We start from the raw sequence: 15,570 nt of genomic DNA, 5'->3' as shown, positions 1-15,570 counted from the left end.
AACGTGGCCGCCAACGGAAACACTGGCCTGTACTCGAGCTTCGTCCATTCCGCGCCGGGCGCATTCATCGCCAAGCAGGCCGGACTCCCCGTGCCGCCGCCCCTGCGGCGCTACAAGCCGTCCGAGCCGCCGCTGCCCGGACCCGTACTGCTCGGAGGATCGGGACGCCTCGTCGAACCGCTGCGCGAGATGCTCTCGGGCGACGACTATGACCTCATCCAGAACGCCGTGACCGGCCGCAGCGCCGACAAGTACGGCGGACTGGTCTTCGACGCCACCGGCATCACCTCCCCTGCCGAACTGCGCCAGTTGTTCGAGTTCTTCCAGCCGGCGATGCGCTCGACCGCCCCGTGCGCGCGCTTCCTGGTCATCGGCACCACGCCGGAGCTCGTGACCGATCCCTCCGAGCGGGTCGCGCAGCGCGCTCTCGAGGGCTTCACCCGCTCACTCGGCAAGGAGCTGCTCAAGGGCTCCACCGTCCAGCTCGTGTACGTCTCGCCCGACGCCAAGACCGGTCTGACCGGCCTGGAGTCGACCGTACGCTTTGTGCTGTCCGCCAAGTCCGCTTTCGTCGACGCGCAGGTCATCCGGGTCGGTTCGGCCGACGCGACCGCCCCGAAGGACTGGGACCGACCGCTCGAGGGCAAGGTCGCCGTGGTGACCGGCGCCGCCCGCGGCATCGGCGCGACCATCGCCGAGGTCCTCGCGCGCGACGGTGCTCACGTGATCGCCGCCGACGTCCCGCAGGCCGGTGACGCGCTGTCGGAGACCGCGAACAAGGTCGGCGGCACGTCGTTCCCCATCGACGTGACCGATCCCGAGGCCGGCGCGAAGCTCGCGGAGCACGCTCTCGAACGTCACGGCGGCATCGACATCATCGTCAACAACGCCGGCATCACCCGCGACAAGCTGCTCGCCAACATGGACGACGCCCGCTGGGATGCCGTCATCGCGGTCAACCTCATCGCCCCGCAGACCCTCGTCGAGACGCTGCTGGAGAAGGGCGCGCTGCGTTCGGGCGGCGCGGTCATCGACGTGTCGTCGATCGCCGGTATCGCCGGCAACCGCGGCCAGACCAACTACGGCGCATCGAAGGCCGGTGTCATCGGCCTGGTCGACGCCTACGCACCGATCCTGGGTGAGAAGGGCATCACCATCAACGCCGTCGCGCCCGGCTTCATCGAGACCAAGATGACCGCGGCGATCCCGCTGGCAACCCGTGAGGCCGGCCGCCTGATGAGCTCGCTGCAGCAGGGCGGCCAGACCGTCGACGTCGCCGAGACCGTGGCCTACTTCGCCAATCCGGCGAGCAGCGCCATCACCGGCAACGTGGTCCGCGTCTGCGGCCAGGGATTCCTGGGTGCGTGATGGCCAAGACGATCACACTCCCGGGCGCTCCCGGCACCGGCGACCTGTACGGCAAGGCCGTCACCGCCATGCTGCCGGGTATCGGCAAGCCCGCCCGTGTCGCGGCCGACGCGACCGTCCCCGACACCCGCTACCGCCTCGACGACGTCCGCGTCGATCCCGCTGCGCTGCAGGCGTATTGCCATGCCACCGGTCAGCGCTTCGGCACCACCCTGCCGGTGACGTACCCGTTCGTACTGCAGTTCCCGGTGGTCATGAAGCTGCTGACGTCGGATGAATTCCCGTTCGGCGCAATCGGTTCGGTCCACATGACGAACAAGATCGAGCGCAAGCGTCCGATCGAGGTCGGCGAGCCGTTGTCTATCGAGACGCACGCGGAGAACCTGCGTGAGCATCGCAAGGGAATCCTCGTCGACCTCATCAGCGAGATCAGCGTCGGCTCCGAACTGGTGACGACGCAGACCGCGACCTTCCTCAAGCAGCAGCGGACCAGCCTGTCCGACGAGCCGCGCGGTCCGGAGCCGAAGTCGAAGACCCCGCCGCCGCCGGATTCGATCCTGGCCGTGGACCTCAAGCGGATCCGCGAGTACGCCGCCGCGTCGGGCGACCGGAACCCGATCCACATGGCGAACCTGACGGCCAAGGCCTTCGGTTTCCCCAGGGCGATCGCCCACGGGATGTGGAGTGCCGCAGCCGCAATCGCGAACGTCGAGTCACAGCTGCCCGGCGCGGTCACCTACGACGTGAAGTTCGGCAAGCCGATCCTGCTGCCCGCCAAGGTGAACCTCTACACCCGCCGGATCGACGGCGAGGGGAACTTCGACATCGCGATCCGCGACCGTCGCAAGGGATTCCCGCACCTCACCGCGACGACGCGGAAGGGCTGACGGCACCTCATTCCCGCTTGACCGTTTCCTTCCCGCTGATCGGATCCAATCAGCGGGAAGGAAATAAGCCCGCGAGAGTTACTGCGGGACAAGAAGTCATAGCTACGCGGACCGTCCACCCGCTTCGTCGAACCCTTCGATGATCTCGACGAGCCTGGACAAACGGTCCATGTCGAACACTTGGTCCGGCCCCTGCGGCGCCTTGTCGATGAACGGCGGGTCGTAGAGTTGGCCCGGTTCCATCGAGCCGTTCCGGGTCAGATAGTCGACGATGAGACCGACGAAGTCGATCTGGTCGGCTGTTGCGTTGGTCTCGGCGAGGAAGGCTGTGAAGCGCTCGTTGACTGCCTGCCGGTCGAGTCCGACGAGCGACCGGATGAACTTGGACAGACCTTGCGCTTCGTCGATGGCTTGCTGAAGCTCTTCGGGCGAGCCCGCTCCGCTGCGGCCCAGGAGTTCCTGCAGCGAATCGAGGTCACTCTGCGTCAACGGTTTTCCGGTCCGGAGTTTCTGCAGAGCAAGGTTGTCCGGTTGGTATCGGAGATAGTCGCGAATCTTCGCGGTGAACCGTTCCTTATCCGTCCCGGTGCGCATGACCGGCATGTCGACTTCTTCGACGTCGCCGATGAAGGTATCGGCGAACTCGGTGTAGACGATTGGCTGCTTGGTCTTCTCGAGTAGACCGACGAGCGATCGGACTTCCTTGCGAACTTCCTCGAGCATCTCCGGCGTGACGTCGACCCACCACTCTTCGGAAGCGACTTCACGCAGGAGCGCTTCCTTGGCTTTGATCTTCGGGATGGTCAGCTGTTCGAGAAGGCCGTCCGCGATCTCCCGCATCCGGTCTCTGCGGTGCGAGAACTCGGTCTCGTCGCCTTCGATGACTGCGAGCTGGCCACTGAGCACGATCAAATCGAAGCGTTTGGCCATCTCGTCGGTGTCGCGGATGGTGGTGGGCAGATCGGACAGGTTGTCGACGATCTCGCGGAGTTTCTGCTCGGTCAACGAATCCCATTGGGCGCGATCGCGATAGGCTTCGACCTGGCGACGCCGTGGCCGGACGAGGAAGTTGTCCAGGTTCATAGACTGGACGTGCCGGTGAAGACCGTCTGCGACCTCGTCGCGTAGACCGGGGTAGATTCTTGACCTGTCGAGTGCGAAGACAATGTCGGTGCGCTTCTCGAAGAGCTTCTGCGACAGACTCTTGACGATCGTTCCCTCTGTGGATTCCGGGTGAGCGCCGAAGAACTCGACGTTGCCACACAGGTCGAAGATGAAGAAGTCTTTCTTGTCCTGGTCCGGGCCGTAGAGGTCGGGCCGTAGCCGCGTTCCCCGGCCGACCATCTGCCAGAACTTGGTCTTCGATCGAACCGGTTTGAAAAAGACGAGATTGACGACGTCGGGAACGTCGACGCCGGTGTCCAGCATGTCGACAGAGACGGCGATGTGCGGCTCTGAGTTCGGCTGCGAGAACCGATCAATCAGGTCTTGGCCATGTGAGACCGCGTGTGTGATGACCGCCGCGAATGTTCCTTTGTACTGGGGATAGTTGACGTCGAAGCGTTGCGCGATGAAGTCGGCGTGGCGCTGGTTCTTGGCAAAGATGATCGTCTTGCCGAGCCGGTCGCCACCGGCGACCTTGTGTCCTCTCGTCATGAGTACTTCGAGCGCCTTGTCGACGGTGTCGGTGTTGAACAGCCATTTGTTGACGGCCTCAGCATCGACGGCATCGGGATACTCGTCATCGTCGTCACCGAGCTCCCAATCCTGGGCCTCCCAGCGCTTCTTCTCCTCGTCGGTCAGGTCGTCGTACTTGATCCCGTGGCGTTGAAATCCCAAAGGCACGTTGACTGCTCGCGGCGGGACGAGGTAGCCGTCATTGATGGCTTCCTCGAGTTCGTAGTCGTCGGTGGGAACACCGGTCTCGAGCCCGAAGAGCTGAAAGGTGTTGAAATCGACGTCGTCCTTCGGGGTGGCGGTGAGGCCGAGCAGGAACGAGTCGAAGTACTCGAAGATCCGGCGGTACTTCTGGTACACGGATCGGTGCGCCTCGTCGATGACGATGAGATCGAAGTAACCAGGACCGAAGCGGCGTCGGCCGTTGTCGATCTCGTTGATCAGGCCCATCATCGTCGGATAGGTCGATACGTAGACGCGGCCGTCGGTGCTCTTGTCGGTCAACAAGTTCACCGGTGGCGCCTCGGGTAGGAAGGTCTTGTAGGCGTTCACGGCCTGCTTGACCAGCGCCACCCGGTCGGCGAGGAACAGGATGCGTTTGGCCCAGTTGGCGCGCATCAGCATGTCGGAGAGGGCGATGACCGTCCGCGTCTTACCAGACCCGGTCGCCATCACCAGGAGCGCAGACCGCTGACGCTCGTTCTCGAATCGGTCGGCGACCCGCCTGATTGCTCGCGTCTGATAGTGGCGCTCGACGATCGACGTGGGGACATCGATGTCGGCGAGCTTCTTGCGGGTCGTTCGACGTTGGATCTCGAGCTCGAGTTCGTCTCGCGTGTAGAAACCCTCGACGAGCCGGGCCGGATAGTTCAGATCGTCGTGCAGGTAGATCTCGAACCCGTTGGTATAAAAGATGATCGGCCGACGACCCGTCATGGCTTCCAAGCTGTCGGCATAGAGCGTGGCCTGATGTTTGCCGGCACCGGCGTCCTTGGACGTTCGTTTGGCTTCGACGACCGCGAGCGGCAGCCCGTCTTTGCCCCACAGTACGTAGTCGACGTATCCATTCTTGCCGTCCGGCATCCCGGTCACGGGATACTCGCGGTCCCGCGGCTCGTTCAGAGGCCAGCCCGCTTCGTGCAGCATCAGGTCGATGATGTCGCTTCGGGTTTGGGCTTCGTTGTAGTCGTGGGTATCCCGACGCGGCGCGGCCGCGTCCTTGGCTGCAACGACCTGTGCTCGCAGGGCTGCAATCAGGTCCTCGAGTGTCGCTTTCTCGGCATCCGCCGCCTTGAGCTGGTCGTCGCGGGCGGTGAGCTGGGCGGTGAGGTCGGCGCGCTGCTGGGCGGCCTGTGCGAGTTCTGCATCCTTCTGTTCCAGCTGCGCGTTCAGCTGCTGCAGTTGGGCAACCGTCTTCGCGACCCCTGGACCACCACCTGGTTTAGGAAGACGCTCGCGCTCCAGTTGTACGTCGGCCGCCGGTTTGGAGGCCGGGTTCGACGCGTACTCGCGCGCCAACCACGACAGGATGTGGAACAGCTCGCCCAGCACCCGGAGTCCGAACTCCTTGCTGACAGGCCGGTCGTCGTGGACCGCATGGTTGCCGCTCTTCCGAATGAGGTTCATCTTCGGGAACAGCTGCGGCGGCAACAACTGCTGGAAAGCCGGCTCGTGAATTCGCGCGGAGAGGTCGTCGCGGTACGGAGCCTGGAGGTCGTGCGCGGTGTAGAGCCACTGCACTGTCGATTCGAGTGTCCGACGCGCGTAGAAGCATGTGGTTCGGGCATCGAACAGTGCGTCTCGCTCTGCGCTCTTGGCGCTTGCGTATAGCTGTGGCCACTCGGCATGCAGGAACTCGAAGTTGCCTGTCATTGCTGCCTCCCTTCACCGCCCCTGATCCTGACACAAAGATGCTCCGTTGTTGCCGAGCCGACCAGCGTAGCGAGGCGGTCGGACAAACTGACTGACAATAGCGTTCCGCGGAACGCCAGCAACGCCAGACGGATGTCAACAGCGCATACACCCAGGTCGACGATCAGGTGTTTCCGGCGGCGCCCGTGAATTGTCGCCGATTCATCGAGATGCTGCCCGATTCTCGGATGCAGCAGCACACCTTCCGCCGTCGACTTCTCGGGAACGGCCATCTGATTGTGTAGGCGTGCCGCATCGATGACATCAGATGCGCGACCCTAGAACGAATGGAGCCCCAAGCCGCGTGCCGAGGGCAGAGGCGAACATGGGGCGTTCACGGATCAGGATAGCATCGTTCGGTATGAGCAGCGGTAGCCATCTCGTAGCGTTGTTGAGCAGTGACCGGTTGGCTCCGTATCTGCGGGAGGCTGACGGTGACGAGGCGCTGGCGTTGAGGCTCTATGAGTGGAACACCCAGATTTCCGCAGCGTCGATGGAGGTGCTTGCCTACCTCGAGGTGCTTCTGCGCAACGCGATTGATCGTGAGCTGACCAAATTCGCTGACGAGAGCCGTCGAGGGCTCCCCTGGTTCATGCTGCCGTCGGTGAACGGTCCCTCCCATAACGAGATCACTACCGCGGTTGAGACGACGCGGGGCCGCCTTCGCGGGATCAGCCCGCGCCGGGATGCGCGGGGCCAGATCATCGCGGGGTTATCGTTTGGCTTCTGGACGGCGTTCTTTAAAGCGCCCTATGAGGACTTGTGGCGCAGCGCGCTGACGTATGCGCTGCCGGGTACCCCTTCGGGGAGTCGGAAGAACGTCATTGTGGCCTTGGAGCGCACCCGCAAGTTTCGTAACCGCTTGGCCCATCACGATTCCCTCTTGGCGCAAGACATCCTGCTCGAACTTGACACCATGCTGTCACTGGTGGAGTGGATCGATCCTGACGCACGTATCTGGCTCGACGGCATCCAGAGAGTGACCAAAGTCTATACCGAGCGACCGGTGGCTCCGGTCGACACTCTGGTGGTACCCGCGGGGCTCGCGTGGCCGCTCTATCAGTCGACGTCGGTGTACATCTGTCCGCCTGATCGCAACTTTCGTCCTGCGGACTACATGGCGTTCTACGCTGACAAGGAGATCAAGCCGGAGGTTCCGGCCATCCTGCATCATCGTCCGAATGTGGTGTGGACTTCCGCCGAAGCCGCCCGACTTCAAGGTCTGGCAGGCGACACTCACAAGAACGACCGCAAGATCGGCAAGGCGATAACAGCGAGCCTCTCGGTGGGTTGGACTCATGGCCGGTACCAGGTGTTCCTGCTCAGCTCGGGTGGCCACCCCAAGCACCTGACCCTGGCCAAACCTATCCCGCATCTTTCCACAGGGCGTGGGTCCGCTTACGTCCAACGCCACCGTTACACTACGCACCACTCGCTGGAAACTGCGACAAGCACGGACGAACTCGTCTGAACCCCTGAGCGTTTCAATCCCTGAGTTCGTGCAGCAGGTCGGCAGCGGCAGCAATCCAACTGCTTACATCGTTGCAGCGTTCGATGACCTCGACGACTGAGATCAAGCGTTCCGCGGAACGCTCAACAGCGTCTCTCGGATGGCAGCCGAACGGCAAGCCGTGCTTTCGCGTGAACGCGGCCTTGATCGCGATTCGATCGCCTGGCTTCATCGTCAGAATCTGCTCTGCATATTTGTGTGGGGTGCCCGCATGCCACCGACCTTCGGCCCGGAACTGGTCGGTGTGGTCGTACGCCTCATCTCCTTGTTGATCACCGAAAACTGCACCGACAAACCAGAACACCGGTAGGTTCTCCGAGTCTTCGTCGATCGTCGAGGCATCGTCGAGATTCTGCGGCGACGCTTCCAGATCGGCGGATGTCAGCTGGTCGGGGTGTTCGTCGAGCAGCTGGTGACCAAATGCGGTGATCTTTGCCTTGCCAGGTCCGGCAGCCTCGACGGCTCCACTGACTTTGAGTTGATACAACGCCCAACTAACGCGTGAATGAAGACGAGTGCCGCCCGACTTCACGGTCTCCGCTCGCTGTTTCGGCGTCAGATGCAAGGCATCGGCCACGGCGTCTCTCAGCTCGACTCTGGACCAAGACTGGTCGTCGCTCATCAAGTTGAGGATCGGCCGAGTCAACTCAATCTTGGTCGGGAGTGACGAAACAGGTTGATTCACAGTTCGCCTCGGAAGGCTCGGGATTGGAGCGCATTGAAGAGAGCGTTAACGTCTTGACCTTGCGCTTTTGTAGCCAAACCACGAATGCACGCAATCCGTTCCGCAAACTCGTGCTGCACACCTATTTCCGGGACAGGCACTTCCAGTTGCCGACACACTGGGACCGATAAATGCTTTACCGTAGATCCCGACTCGAATCTACCAAATTGTCTTTGCACAAATGGTGACTTGAGTGCGTACAGTAAGTAGTCCGGAACAAGATACTGCGGATCCGCACGATAAAGCATTAGGCGCTGTCCGAGAAACACACGGCCTGACTCCTCGAGTAGACCAACCTCTCCGACGGGGGCCTCACGCGTGAGTAGTACATCCCCCGGCACCGGCAACACTCGACGTGTCCATCGGTCAAAAACATCGGCCGTCACGTACCGAACGCTCTCTAGATCCACCCGCGCATTCCTGACATTCGAGGTACGGATCATTCTGTACGGAGTAGGAAAGTCCACCGTGGGAGCGGTCTTATTGACACAGTCAACAACGAGGCTGCATACGTCACCTACCGACCTCGTCTGCTCAACGATGCTGCCGTCTCCAAAAATGTCACTGAAGGTCGCACCGATTAGTTCGTCAAGCCGAACGATGGCCTCGCGACGCTTGACCCGTAGGGCCTCGGCATGGTCGAGGATGGCTGCGATGCGGCGTTGTTCGGGGAGGGGAGGGAGCGGAATCTCAATCGCAGACACTACCGCCTTCGATACCTCTTTGAAGGTGGCCCCGTTCCCCAGGCTCTCAAGATACGCGCGATTCTTCCTAAGCCAGTGGTACAGATATTTCGCGTTGAGCCGTTCCGGGAAGGGAACGAAGCTCTTGAAGCCCTGGTTAGTCGCCATCGGTACAGAATTGATTGCAACGTGGCCTATCGGCGCGCGCGAACTGAAGAGAACCGAGTTTGCTGGCAGCAAACTCGCTGAGCTCTTCTCCAAGCCGAGTTTACTTATGGTTCGTGGAGTCTCCTCTATATACGAACCAGTCAAGGCGCTGAGATCCTTCGGGGTGACCCAGGGAACGCCACCGTCCCAGTACTCTCTGACATCCGATTTAGGGGTACCACCAGAAACAATCTCTGCCACTTCGGCAAGCGCTGCCGTCGGCCAGTTCATTCTGCGCCTCCAGCCAACATCTGCCGCAACTCCGCGAGCCCTGACTGAATGTCCAGCTCGATTTTGTCCAGCTCGTCGAGGATTTCTTCCGGTGCGCGGTGCTCGACCTCCTCGTGGACGATCTCCTTGTAGCGATTAAGGCTGAGGTCGTAGCCCTGCTCCTCGATAGCGTTCCGCGGAACGCAGAACGACTGTTCCGTGCGGGCCCGCCTGAGCTCGGAGCCGTCGCGATCGGCCCAGCGTCGCAGCACGTCGGGCAGGTTGTTCTTGACGTGATCGTCGTCGGACAGGTCCGCGAGCGGTCCCAGTTTGTCTGCGTCCAACAACGGGGTCCGTTTGTCGTCGAGCGAATACCCATCGGCTTGGACGTCGTAGAACCAGACGTTCTCGGTGCCGCCGGAGTTGGTCTTGGTGAAGAACAGGATGGCCGTGGAGACACCGGCATACGGTTTGAACACACCAGACGGGAGTTTCACCACTGCGTCGAGCTTGTGGTCGTCGACGAGCATCTTGCGAAGTGTCTTGTGCGCCTTCGATGATCCGAACAGCACGCCGTCGGGCACGATCACCGCGGCTCGCCCGCCCGGCTTCAACAGTCGCAGGAACAACGCGAGAAACAGCAGCTCGGTCTTCTTGGTCTTGACGATCTGCTGGAGATCCTTGGCGGTGTTCTCATAGTCGAGGCTGCCGGCGAAAGGCGGGTTCGCCAAGACCATCGAGTAGGCGCCGGCGTCGCCGGTGTTGGCCTCCGCCAGCGAGTCTCGATACCTGATGTCCGGTTGTTCCACGCCGTGCAGCAGCATGTTCATCGAGCCGATGCGCAGCATCGTGTTGTCGAAGTCGAAGCCGTGGAACATGTCGTTGTGGAAATGCTGTGCGTTCTTACCGGAGTTGATCTCGTCAGCATGGTGTTTACGCATGTATTCAGTTGCCGCCACGAGGAATCCGCAGGTCCCGGAGGCCGGGTCGACGATCGTGTCGCCGGGCTCGGGCGCCATCATCTCGACCATCAACTTGATGATGTGCCGCGGCGTGCGGAACTGCCCGTTCTGGCCGGAGCTCGCGATCTTGGCGAGCATGTACTCGTAGATGTCGCCCTTGGTGTCGAGGTCACGCATCTCGATCTTGTCGAGCAGGTCCACCACCTTCACGAGCATGGCTGCGTTGGGAATCTGCAGGCGCGCGTCTTTCATGAAGTGCGCGTAGGTGGAGTCCTCGTCACGCATCGTCTGGATGAACGGGAAGACCTTCTTGTCGACGGTCTCGAACATCTCATCGGCTGCGTAGTTCTTGAAGACCGACCACCGGAGTTCCTCGCGGTCAACGGGGAAAGGGTTGTTCTGTATAGGCTTCTTCGTCAGGTTCGCGCGGTTGAGGGCGCGCGTCTGCTCGTCGTCAAGACGGCGGATGAACAACAGAAAGGTGATCTGCTCCATCACCTGCAGCGGGTTGGCGATGCCACCCGACCAAAACGCGTCCCAGACCGCGTCGACCTTGCTCTTCTGCTCTCCGGTGATCACTGATTGCACTCCATACCGTCGTTGACGAACCCGAACAGAACTGTATAGCGGAGGGGGAGGATAGCGACGGCGTGTTCGACCCTTCGTGGCTCGTCGCTATCGCTCCTCGCACCTCAGGGAGCAGAGAAAGCAGGGCTTCGACGCGGTGCCTCGCTACGCTCGGTACCGGCTCAGCCGGCAGTGGGAACAGAGGCAGCAGGAGCAGGCGCGGCTCAGATGTCGGTACCGACACCCTTCAGGCCGCGCCAGGCGATGCCGACGAGCATGTTGGTGGCCTTCTCGAGGTCGACGTCGCCCTCGGTGATGCGGTCGGCGACGGCCTCGCAGGCGCCGACGATGGCGACGGCGGTGAGTTCGAAGTCGATGTCGCCGGCCGTCTCGACGGTGGTACCGGCCTTGATGAGCTGCGCGACCATCTCGGTCACGCGCTGGCGACTGTCGGAGACGATCCCGGAGAAGCTGGCGGTGCCGATCGCCACGCGGTACAGCACGCGCCACGACTCGCGGTTCTCGTGGACGAAGCGCAGGAACTCGCGGATGACGGTCACGGCCTGCTCGCGCTGCGAGAGCGACGGGTCGAAGCCCACGCTCATCGCGTCGATGAACAGTCCGGACTCACGGGCGATGCACGCACTGAACAGCTCCTCCTTGGAGCCGTAGTACAGGTAGAGCATCGGCTTGGAGATCTGCGCCTCGGACGCGATGGCATCCATCGAGGTGTCGCGGAAACCGTTCTGCGCGAACACCTTCACGGCGGCGTCGAGCATCTGCTGTTCGCGCACTGCACGTGGCAGGCGCTTGGTTCCGCCCGACATGGCCACCTCCATCCTCACTGTCGTGTCCCGAACGACGATACCCACAAACTTACCAATCGGTAAGTTTAACGTTCGCTCGGGCCAACCCCGACAGACTACTCAGCAGGTCACGACGCCCTTGGACCGGAGGATGCGGATCACCTTCGCGTCGAGCCGCGCGGGCGCGAGACGTCCGCGCTTCACCGCGACCTCCAGGTTGTCCAGGACCGACGAGACGCGGTCGGTGGACAGCCACAGCGCGACGTCGCCGCCGGCGAGGATGAACTTCTCCACCGCCTGTTCGATCGGGTACTGCGCGCTGATCGCCGCCATGCCCGACAGGTCGTCGGAGAAGATGACGCCGTTGTACCGCGGACCGTCGTAGCCCACACCCGTGCGCAGCATCTGGATGGCCGGCCGGCTGATGGACGACGGCAAGCCGTCGGTCAGCCCGGGCACGATGAGGTGCCCGACCATGACACCCGCTGTACCGGGGTCCTGCAGCAGATTGCGGAACGGGATGAGGTCGCTCTTCCGCAGTTCGTCGAGCGTCGGCACGGTCACCACGCCGAGGTGCGAATCGCCCGAACCGTGACCGTGTCCGGGAAAGTGCTTGTAGACCGGCGTGATTCCGGCCTGGGCGAGTCCGGCGGCGTAAGCGCCGGCGTACTCGGTGACCACGGCCGGATCGTTGCTGAACGAGCGATCGCCGATGACCTCGTTGTCGGATTCGTCGCTGACGTCGGCGACCGGTGCGAAGTCGACGGTGACGCCGAGCCCCTTGAGTTTGCGACCGACATCGGCCGCGATCGCCTTCACCTGCTCGGGCGTCTTCGTCTGCGCCAGTTCACGAGGTGAGGCGTGATCGATACCGAGTGCCGACAGCCGCGACACCCGGCCACCCTCCTGGTCGACGGTGACCATCAACGGGATCGGCGAGTTCTGCGAGATCCGTGACGCCGCACCGCTCGTCAGGATCGCCTTGTCGGTCCAACTGCCGACGAAGATGCCACCGATCTCCTCGTCGTCGACGATCTGCTTGGCGTCGACGGCACCCGTGACACCCACGACGATCAGCTGCGCCAGCTTCTGTCGCAGCGACAACTTGGCGAGTTGCTCTGCGCCACAGGGATTCGCGACGGTCGTGGTCGTCGCCGACACCGACGACGGCGAGGCCGACGGCGAGGCGTACGCAGACGTCGTCGACGGCGGGGAGTCCGGTGTCGACGACCCGCACGCGACGAGACCGAGACCCAAGGCCGCGACCGTCCCGGTCGCCAGCACGTTCCGAATCCATCGAGGTCGTCGAGTTGGGCCCATGGTTCGAGTCTGGCATGTAGCCTGAGCAAATGGACGTGGGGTCCATCTCGGCCGGGTCCGCGACCGCCCCCAGCGGTCGCGGTGACAATCGCGCCAGACAGACGCTGATGATCGCCTACGACGGCTCTCCGAACGCCGATCGTGCCATCCGCTACGCCGGACATTTCCTGCGCGCCGAATCCGCCGTCGTCGTGACCGCCTGGCAGCCCGGCGGCATGACCCCCGCACGCCTCTCCACCCTCGCCGGCGGCATGCAGCCGTTCGTCGACACACAACTCGACGCCGGCGTCGACCGCGCGCTGGAGGACGAGGCGGCCCGGATGAACGAGCGCGGCGTGGCACTGGCCCGCGAATCGGGCCTGTCGGCACGCGGCACCCTCGTCGAGGTCGAGTCGACGGTCTGGGGCGCACTCGTCGCCGCCGCCGAGGCGCTCGACGTCGATCTGCTCGTCACCGGTACCCGCGGGGCATCGGGACTCAAGGCGTTGCTGCGGTCCAGCGTCGCCGAGCGCGTCCTCAAGCACTGCCATCGCCCGGTGTTCATCGTCCCGGCCAAGTGTGAGCAGCAGCCGCAGGTCACGCTGTAGGGGTTTCGATACGGCCTCAATGCTGGTTGAGCCGGTAGCGAGCGAAGCGAGCCACCGCGTCGAAACCTCGCGTCCCTGCTGGTTGGGCCGGTCGGTGGGGCGTGGTGGCGGGCGGGTTTCGACGCGACGCCTCGCTTCGCTCGGTGTCGGCTCAACCGGCAGGGGGACGCGCCGCTTCGCTCGGTGTCGGCTCAACCGGCAGGGGGACGCGCCGCTTCGCTCGGTGTCGGCTCAACCGGCATGGGGAGACTCGGTGTCGGCTCAATCGGCATGGGGAGGCTCGGTGCCGGCTCAACCGGCAGGGGCAGCAGGGGATGTCCTCAAGTGTGGGATGCATGTCCTGGACGACGGGATCGCCGTCGGCGACGATGAGCTCATGACACGAACGGTGCTGGTTCTCGGGTTCCCCGGGGTGCAGTCCCTCGACGTGACGGGACCGGCCGACGTCTTCACCACGGCGTCGATCGCACTACGTGATCAGGGTTCGCCCGTCACCTACGACCTGCGGATGGTGTCGCAGCAGGGCCGGCCGGTCGACACCGGCGTCGGCCTGCAGTTCGTCGCCCACCCGCTGCCCGATCCCGCCGAGCCCATCGACACCCTGGTCCTGCCGGGTGGCACCGGGGTCCACCAGGCCACCCAGGACACCGAGCTCATCGACTGGATCCGCGACGCGGCCGGACGCGCGCGCCGCGTCATCAGCGTCTGCAACGGCGCCTTCCTCGCCGCCGAGGCCGGGCTGCTCGACGGTCGGCGCGCGACGACGCACTGGGCCGTCAGCGAGCACCTCGCCGAGCGGTACCCGGCGATCCGGGTCGACGCCGACGCCCTGTTCGTCCGCAGCTCCGACCACGTCTGGACGTCGGCCGGTGTCACCGCGGGCATCGACCTCGCCCTCGCCGTCCTCGAAGAGGACCACGGCACCGAACTCGCCCAGCTCGTCGCCCGGTGGCTGGTCCTCTACATGCGTCGGCCGGGCGGTCAGAGCCAGTTCGCCCCGCCGGTGTGGATGCCGCGCGCCCGACGCGACGTGATCCGCGAGGCGCAGCGACGCATCGAGGCCGAGCCCGGCCTGCCGCACCGGCTTCCCGACCTCGCGCAGGAAGCCGCGATGAGTCCGCGTCACTTCTCGCGGGTCTTCACCGAGGAGACCGGCGAGGCGCCCAGCGACTACCTCGAACGGGTCCGCACCGACGCGGCCCGTCGCGCATTGACCGAATCCTCCGACACCATGCCGGTGATCGCCGCGCGCTGCGGCTTCGGCTCGTCGGAATCCCTGCGCCGCACGTTCAGCCGACGCCTCGGCGTCTCACCGGACCAGTACCGAAAGACCTTTGGCCGACCCCGCAAGACCTCTCGCTGACGCATCACCTCGACCCACGGCATCGAACAGACAGGCAGAACCATGACCCAGATCGCGATCGTCCTCTACCCGCGGTTCACCGCACTCGACTTCATCGGCCCCTACGAGGTGTTGCGGATGCTGCCGGACGCCGACGTCCGGTTCGTCACCCACGAGCCCGGACCGGTCGTCGCCGACTCCGGTGTTCTCGTCGTCGGCGCGACACACTCGTTCGACGAGACGCCGTCACCCGATCTGATCCTCATCCCGGGTGGGCCGGGATGCTTCGGTGCGGCGAAGGACGAGAAACTCCTGGAATGGCTGCGCGCCGTCAGCCCGGCCGCACAGTGGACGGCGTCGGTCTGCACCGGCTCGGTCGTCCTGGCCGCCGCCGGACTGCTGGACGGCCTCCGCGCGACCACCCACTGGTCGTCGCTGACCGCGTTGTCGCTCTACGGCGTGACCGCGGTGTCGGACGAGCGCATCGTGCGTGCCGGCCCCGACGAGCGGATCGTGACCGCGGCCGGGGTCTCCGCAGGCATCGACCTCGCGCTGTGGCTCGCCGACGAGATCGCCGGGACGAAGAAGGCCCAGGCGATCCAGCTCTCGATCGAGTACGACCCGCAACCGCACCTCGACTCCGGCCACCGGTCGAAGGCGTCGGCCGGCACGATCACGGCGTCGACGCTGATGCTCAGCCGCGACATCGACAAGCCGGAGATTCTGAAGCTGAGCACCCAACTGCTGTGGGATCGCGCGCTGGCCAAGGTCCGCGCGCGCCGTTGACAGCCGCAATTACGCGACGTGAC

Annotated in this window: 13 protein-coding genes; 6 read left to right on the top strand and 7 right to left on the bottom strand. The window is 63.9% G+C overall.

All coding sequences use genetic code 11. The features are described from left to right. The first annotated feature begins 3 nt into the window (after positions 1-3). Positions 4-1,368, top strand: a complete 1,365-nt coding sequence (locus BLU62_RS25675; RefSeq protein WP_074852633.1) for a 3-oxoacyl-ACP reductase — start codon at positions 4-6, stop codon at positions 1,366-1,368. Continuing rightward, positions 1,368-2,255, top strand: coding sequence for a MaoC/PaaZ C-terminal domain-containing protein (locus BLU62_RS25670; RefSeq protein ID WP_074852632.1), 888 nt, complete (start codon positions 1,368-1,370; stop codon positions 2,253-2,255). The genes BLU62_RS25675 and BLU62_RS25670 overlap by 1 nt, the downstream gene beginning before the upstream one ends. Before the next feature lie 102 nt (positions 2,256-2,357). Here the strand turns inward: BLU62_RS25670 and BLU62_RS25665 are convergent, their stop codons facing one another. Together BLU62_RS25665 and BLU62_RS25660 are read right to left on the bottom strand one after the other, a co-directional pair. After that, entirely contained in the window at positions 2,358-5,804 is a 3,447-nt protein-coding gene (locus BLU62_RS25665) for a DEAD/DEAH box helicase family protein (protein ID WP_074852631.1), read from the bottom strand. Continuing rightward, the gene (locus BLU62_RS25660; RefSeq protein ID WP_074852630.1) at positions 5,801-6,076 is read right to left on the bottom strand and encodes a hypothetical protein; all 276 of its coding nucleotides are present in this window, start codon (positions 6,074-6,076) and stop codon (positions 5,801-5,803) included. Before BLU62_RS25660 ends, BLU62_RS25665 begins: the two co-directional genes overlap by 4 nt. Positions 6,077-6,204: 128 nt before the next feature. On the opposite strand from BLU62_RS25660, the gene BLU62_RS25655 reads away from it, so the two are divergent. Then, a complete protein-coding gene (locus BLU62_RS25655; protein WP_074852629.1) occupies positions 6,205-7,314 on the top strand; it encodes a hypothetical protein in 1,110 nt (369 codons plus the stop codon). 13 nt (positions 7,315-7,327) lie between these two features. On the opposite strand, the gene BLU62_RS25650 is transcribed toward BLU62_RS25655, so the two are convergent. The 5 genes from BLU62_RS25650 to BLU62_RS25630 form a co-directional block, all read right to left on the bottom strand. Then, a complete protein-coding gene (locus tag BLU62_RS25650; protein ID WP_280141557.1) occupies positions 7,328-8,038 on the bottom strand; it encodes a winged helix-turn-helix domain-containing protein in 711 nt (236 codons plus the stop codon). Then, the gene (locus BLU62_RS25645) at positions 8,035-9,198 is read right to left on the bottom strand and encodes a restriction endonuclease subunit S (RefSeq protein ID WP_084811889.1); all 1,164 of its coding nucleotides are present in this window, start codon (positions 9,196-9,198) and stop codon (positions 8,035-8,037) included. Before BLU62_RS25645 ends, BLU62_RS25650 begins: the two co-directional genes overlap by 4 nt. After that, entirely contained in the window at positions 9,195-10,718 is a 1,524-nt protein-coding gene (locus BLU62_RS25640; RefSeq protein ID WP_074852626.1) for a type I restriction-modification system subunit M, read from the bottom strand. The genes BLU62_RS25645 and BLU62_RS25640 overlap by 4 nt, the downstream gene beginning before the upstream one ends. A 212-nt stretch (positions 10,719-10,930) precedes the next feature. After that, positions 10,931-11,533, bottom strand: coding sequence for a TetR/AcrR family transcriptional regulator (locus BLU62_RS25635; protein WP_074853303.1), 603 nt, complete (start codon positions 11,531-11,533; stop codon positions 10,931-10,933). A 99-nt stretch (positions 11,534-11,632) separates the two neighbouring features. Further along, positions 11,633-12,832 carry a glycoside hydrolase family 3 N-terminal domain-containing protein gene (locus tag BLU62_RS25630; protein WP_074852625.1) on the bottom strand — a complete coding sequence of 400 codons (1,200 nt, stop codon included), beginning with the start codon at positions 12,830-12,832 and terminating at the stop codon, positions 11,633-11,635. A gap of 29 nt (positions 12,833-12,861) precedes the next feature. On the opposite strand from BLU62_RS25630, the gene BLU62_RS25625 reads away from it, so the two are divergent. The 3 genes from BLU62_RS25625 (at position 12,862) to BLU62_RS25615 (ending at position 15,547) form a co-directional block, all read left to right on the top strand. After that, positions 12,862-13,419 (top strand): universal stress protein, encoded by a 558-nt coding sequence (locus BLU62_RS25625; protein WP_074852624.1) that lies wholly within the window; start codon positions 12,862-12,864, stop codon positions 13,417-13,419. A 376-nt stretch (positions 13,420-13,795) separates the two neighbouring features. After that, complete coding sequence (locus tag BLU62_RS25620) at positions 13,796-14,782, top strand: GlxA family transcriptional regulator (RefSeq protein WP_074853301.1); 987 nt, start codon at positions 13,796-13,798, stop codon at positions 14,780-14,782. 42 nt (positions 14,783-14,824) lie between these two features. Beyond that, positions 14,825-15,547, top strand: coding sequence for a DJ-1/PfpI family protein (locus BLU62_RS25615; RefSeq protein WP_074852623.1), 723 nt, complete (start codon positions 14,825-14,827; stop codon positions 15,545-15,547). The last annotated feature ends 23 nt before the right edge of the window (positions 15,548-15,570 follow it).

The organism is Gordonia westfalica, from assembly GCF_900105725.1.
Classification (GTDB): Bacteria; Actinomycetota; Actinomycetes; order Mycobacteriales; family Mycobacteriaceae; genus Gordonia; species Gordonia westfalica.
Note: the sequence above shows the minus strand (reverse complement) of the source record. Positions and strands in the feature narration are given on the sequence as shown.

Bases quoted from the DNA above. Each gene is read 5' to 3' on its own strand.
- BLU62_RS25670 (WP_074852632.1), top strand. From the start codon at position 1,368: ATGGCCAAGACGATCACACTCCCGGGCGCTCCCGGCACCGGCGACCTG.
- BLU62_RS25665 (WP_074852631.1), bottom strand. From the start codon at position 5,804: ATGACAGGCAACTTCGAGTTCCTGCATGCCGAGTGGCCACAGCTATAC.
- BLU62_RS25660 (WP_074852630.1), bottom strand. From the start codon at position 6,076: ATGGCCGTTCCCGAGAAGTCGACGGCGGAAGGTGTGCTGCTGCATCCG.
- BLU62_RS25655 (WP_074852629.1), top strand. From the start codon at position 6,205: ATGAGCAGCGGTAGCCATCTCGTAGCGTTGTTGAGCAGTGACCGGTTG.
- BLU62_RS25645 (WP_084811889.1), bottom strand. From the start codon at position 9,198: ATGAACTGGCCGACGGCAGCGCTTGCCGAAGTGGCAGAGATTGTTTCT.
- BLU62_RS25635 (WP_074853303.1), bottom strand. From the start codon at position 11,533: ATGTCGGGCGGAACCAAGCGCCTGCCACGTGCAGTGCGCGAACAGCAG.
- BLU62_RS25630 (WP_074852625.1), bottom strand. From the start codon at position 12,832: ATGGGCCCAACTCGACGACCTCGATGGATTCGGAACGTGCTGGCGACC.
- BLU62_RS25625 (WP_074852624.1), top strand. From the start codon at position 12,862: ATGGACGTGGGGTCCATCTCGGCCGGGTCCGCGACCGCCCCCAGCGGT.
- BLU62_RS25620 (WP_074853301.1), top strand. From the start codon at position 13,796: ATGACACGAACGGTGCTGGTTCTCGGGTTCCCCGGGGTGCAGTCCCTC.
- BLU62_RS25615 (WP_074852623.1), top strand. From the start codon at position 14,825: ATGACCCAGATCGCGATCGTCCTCTACCCGCGGTTCACCGCACTCGAC.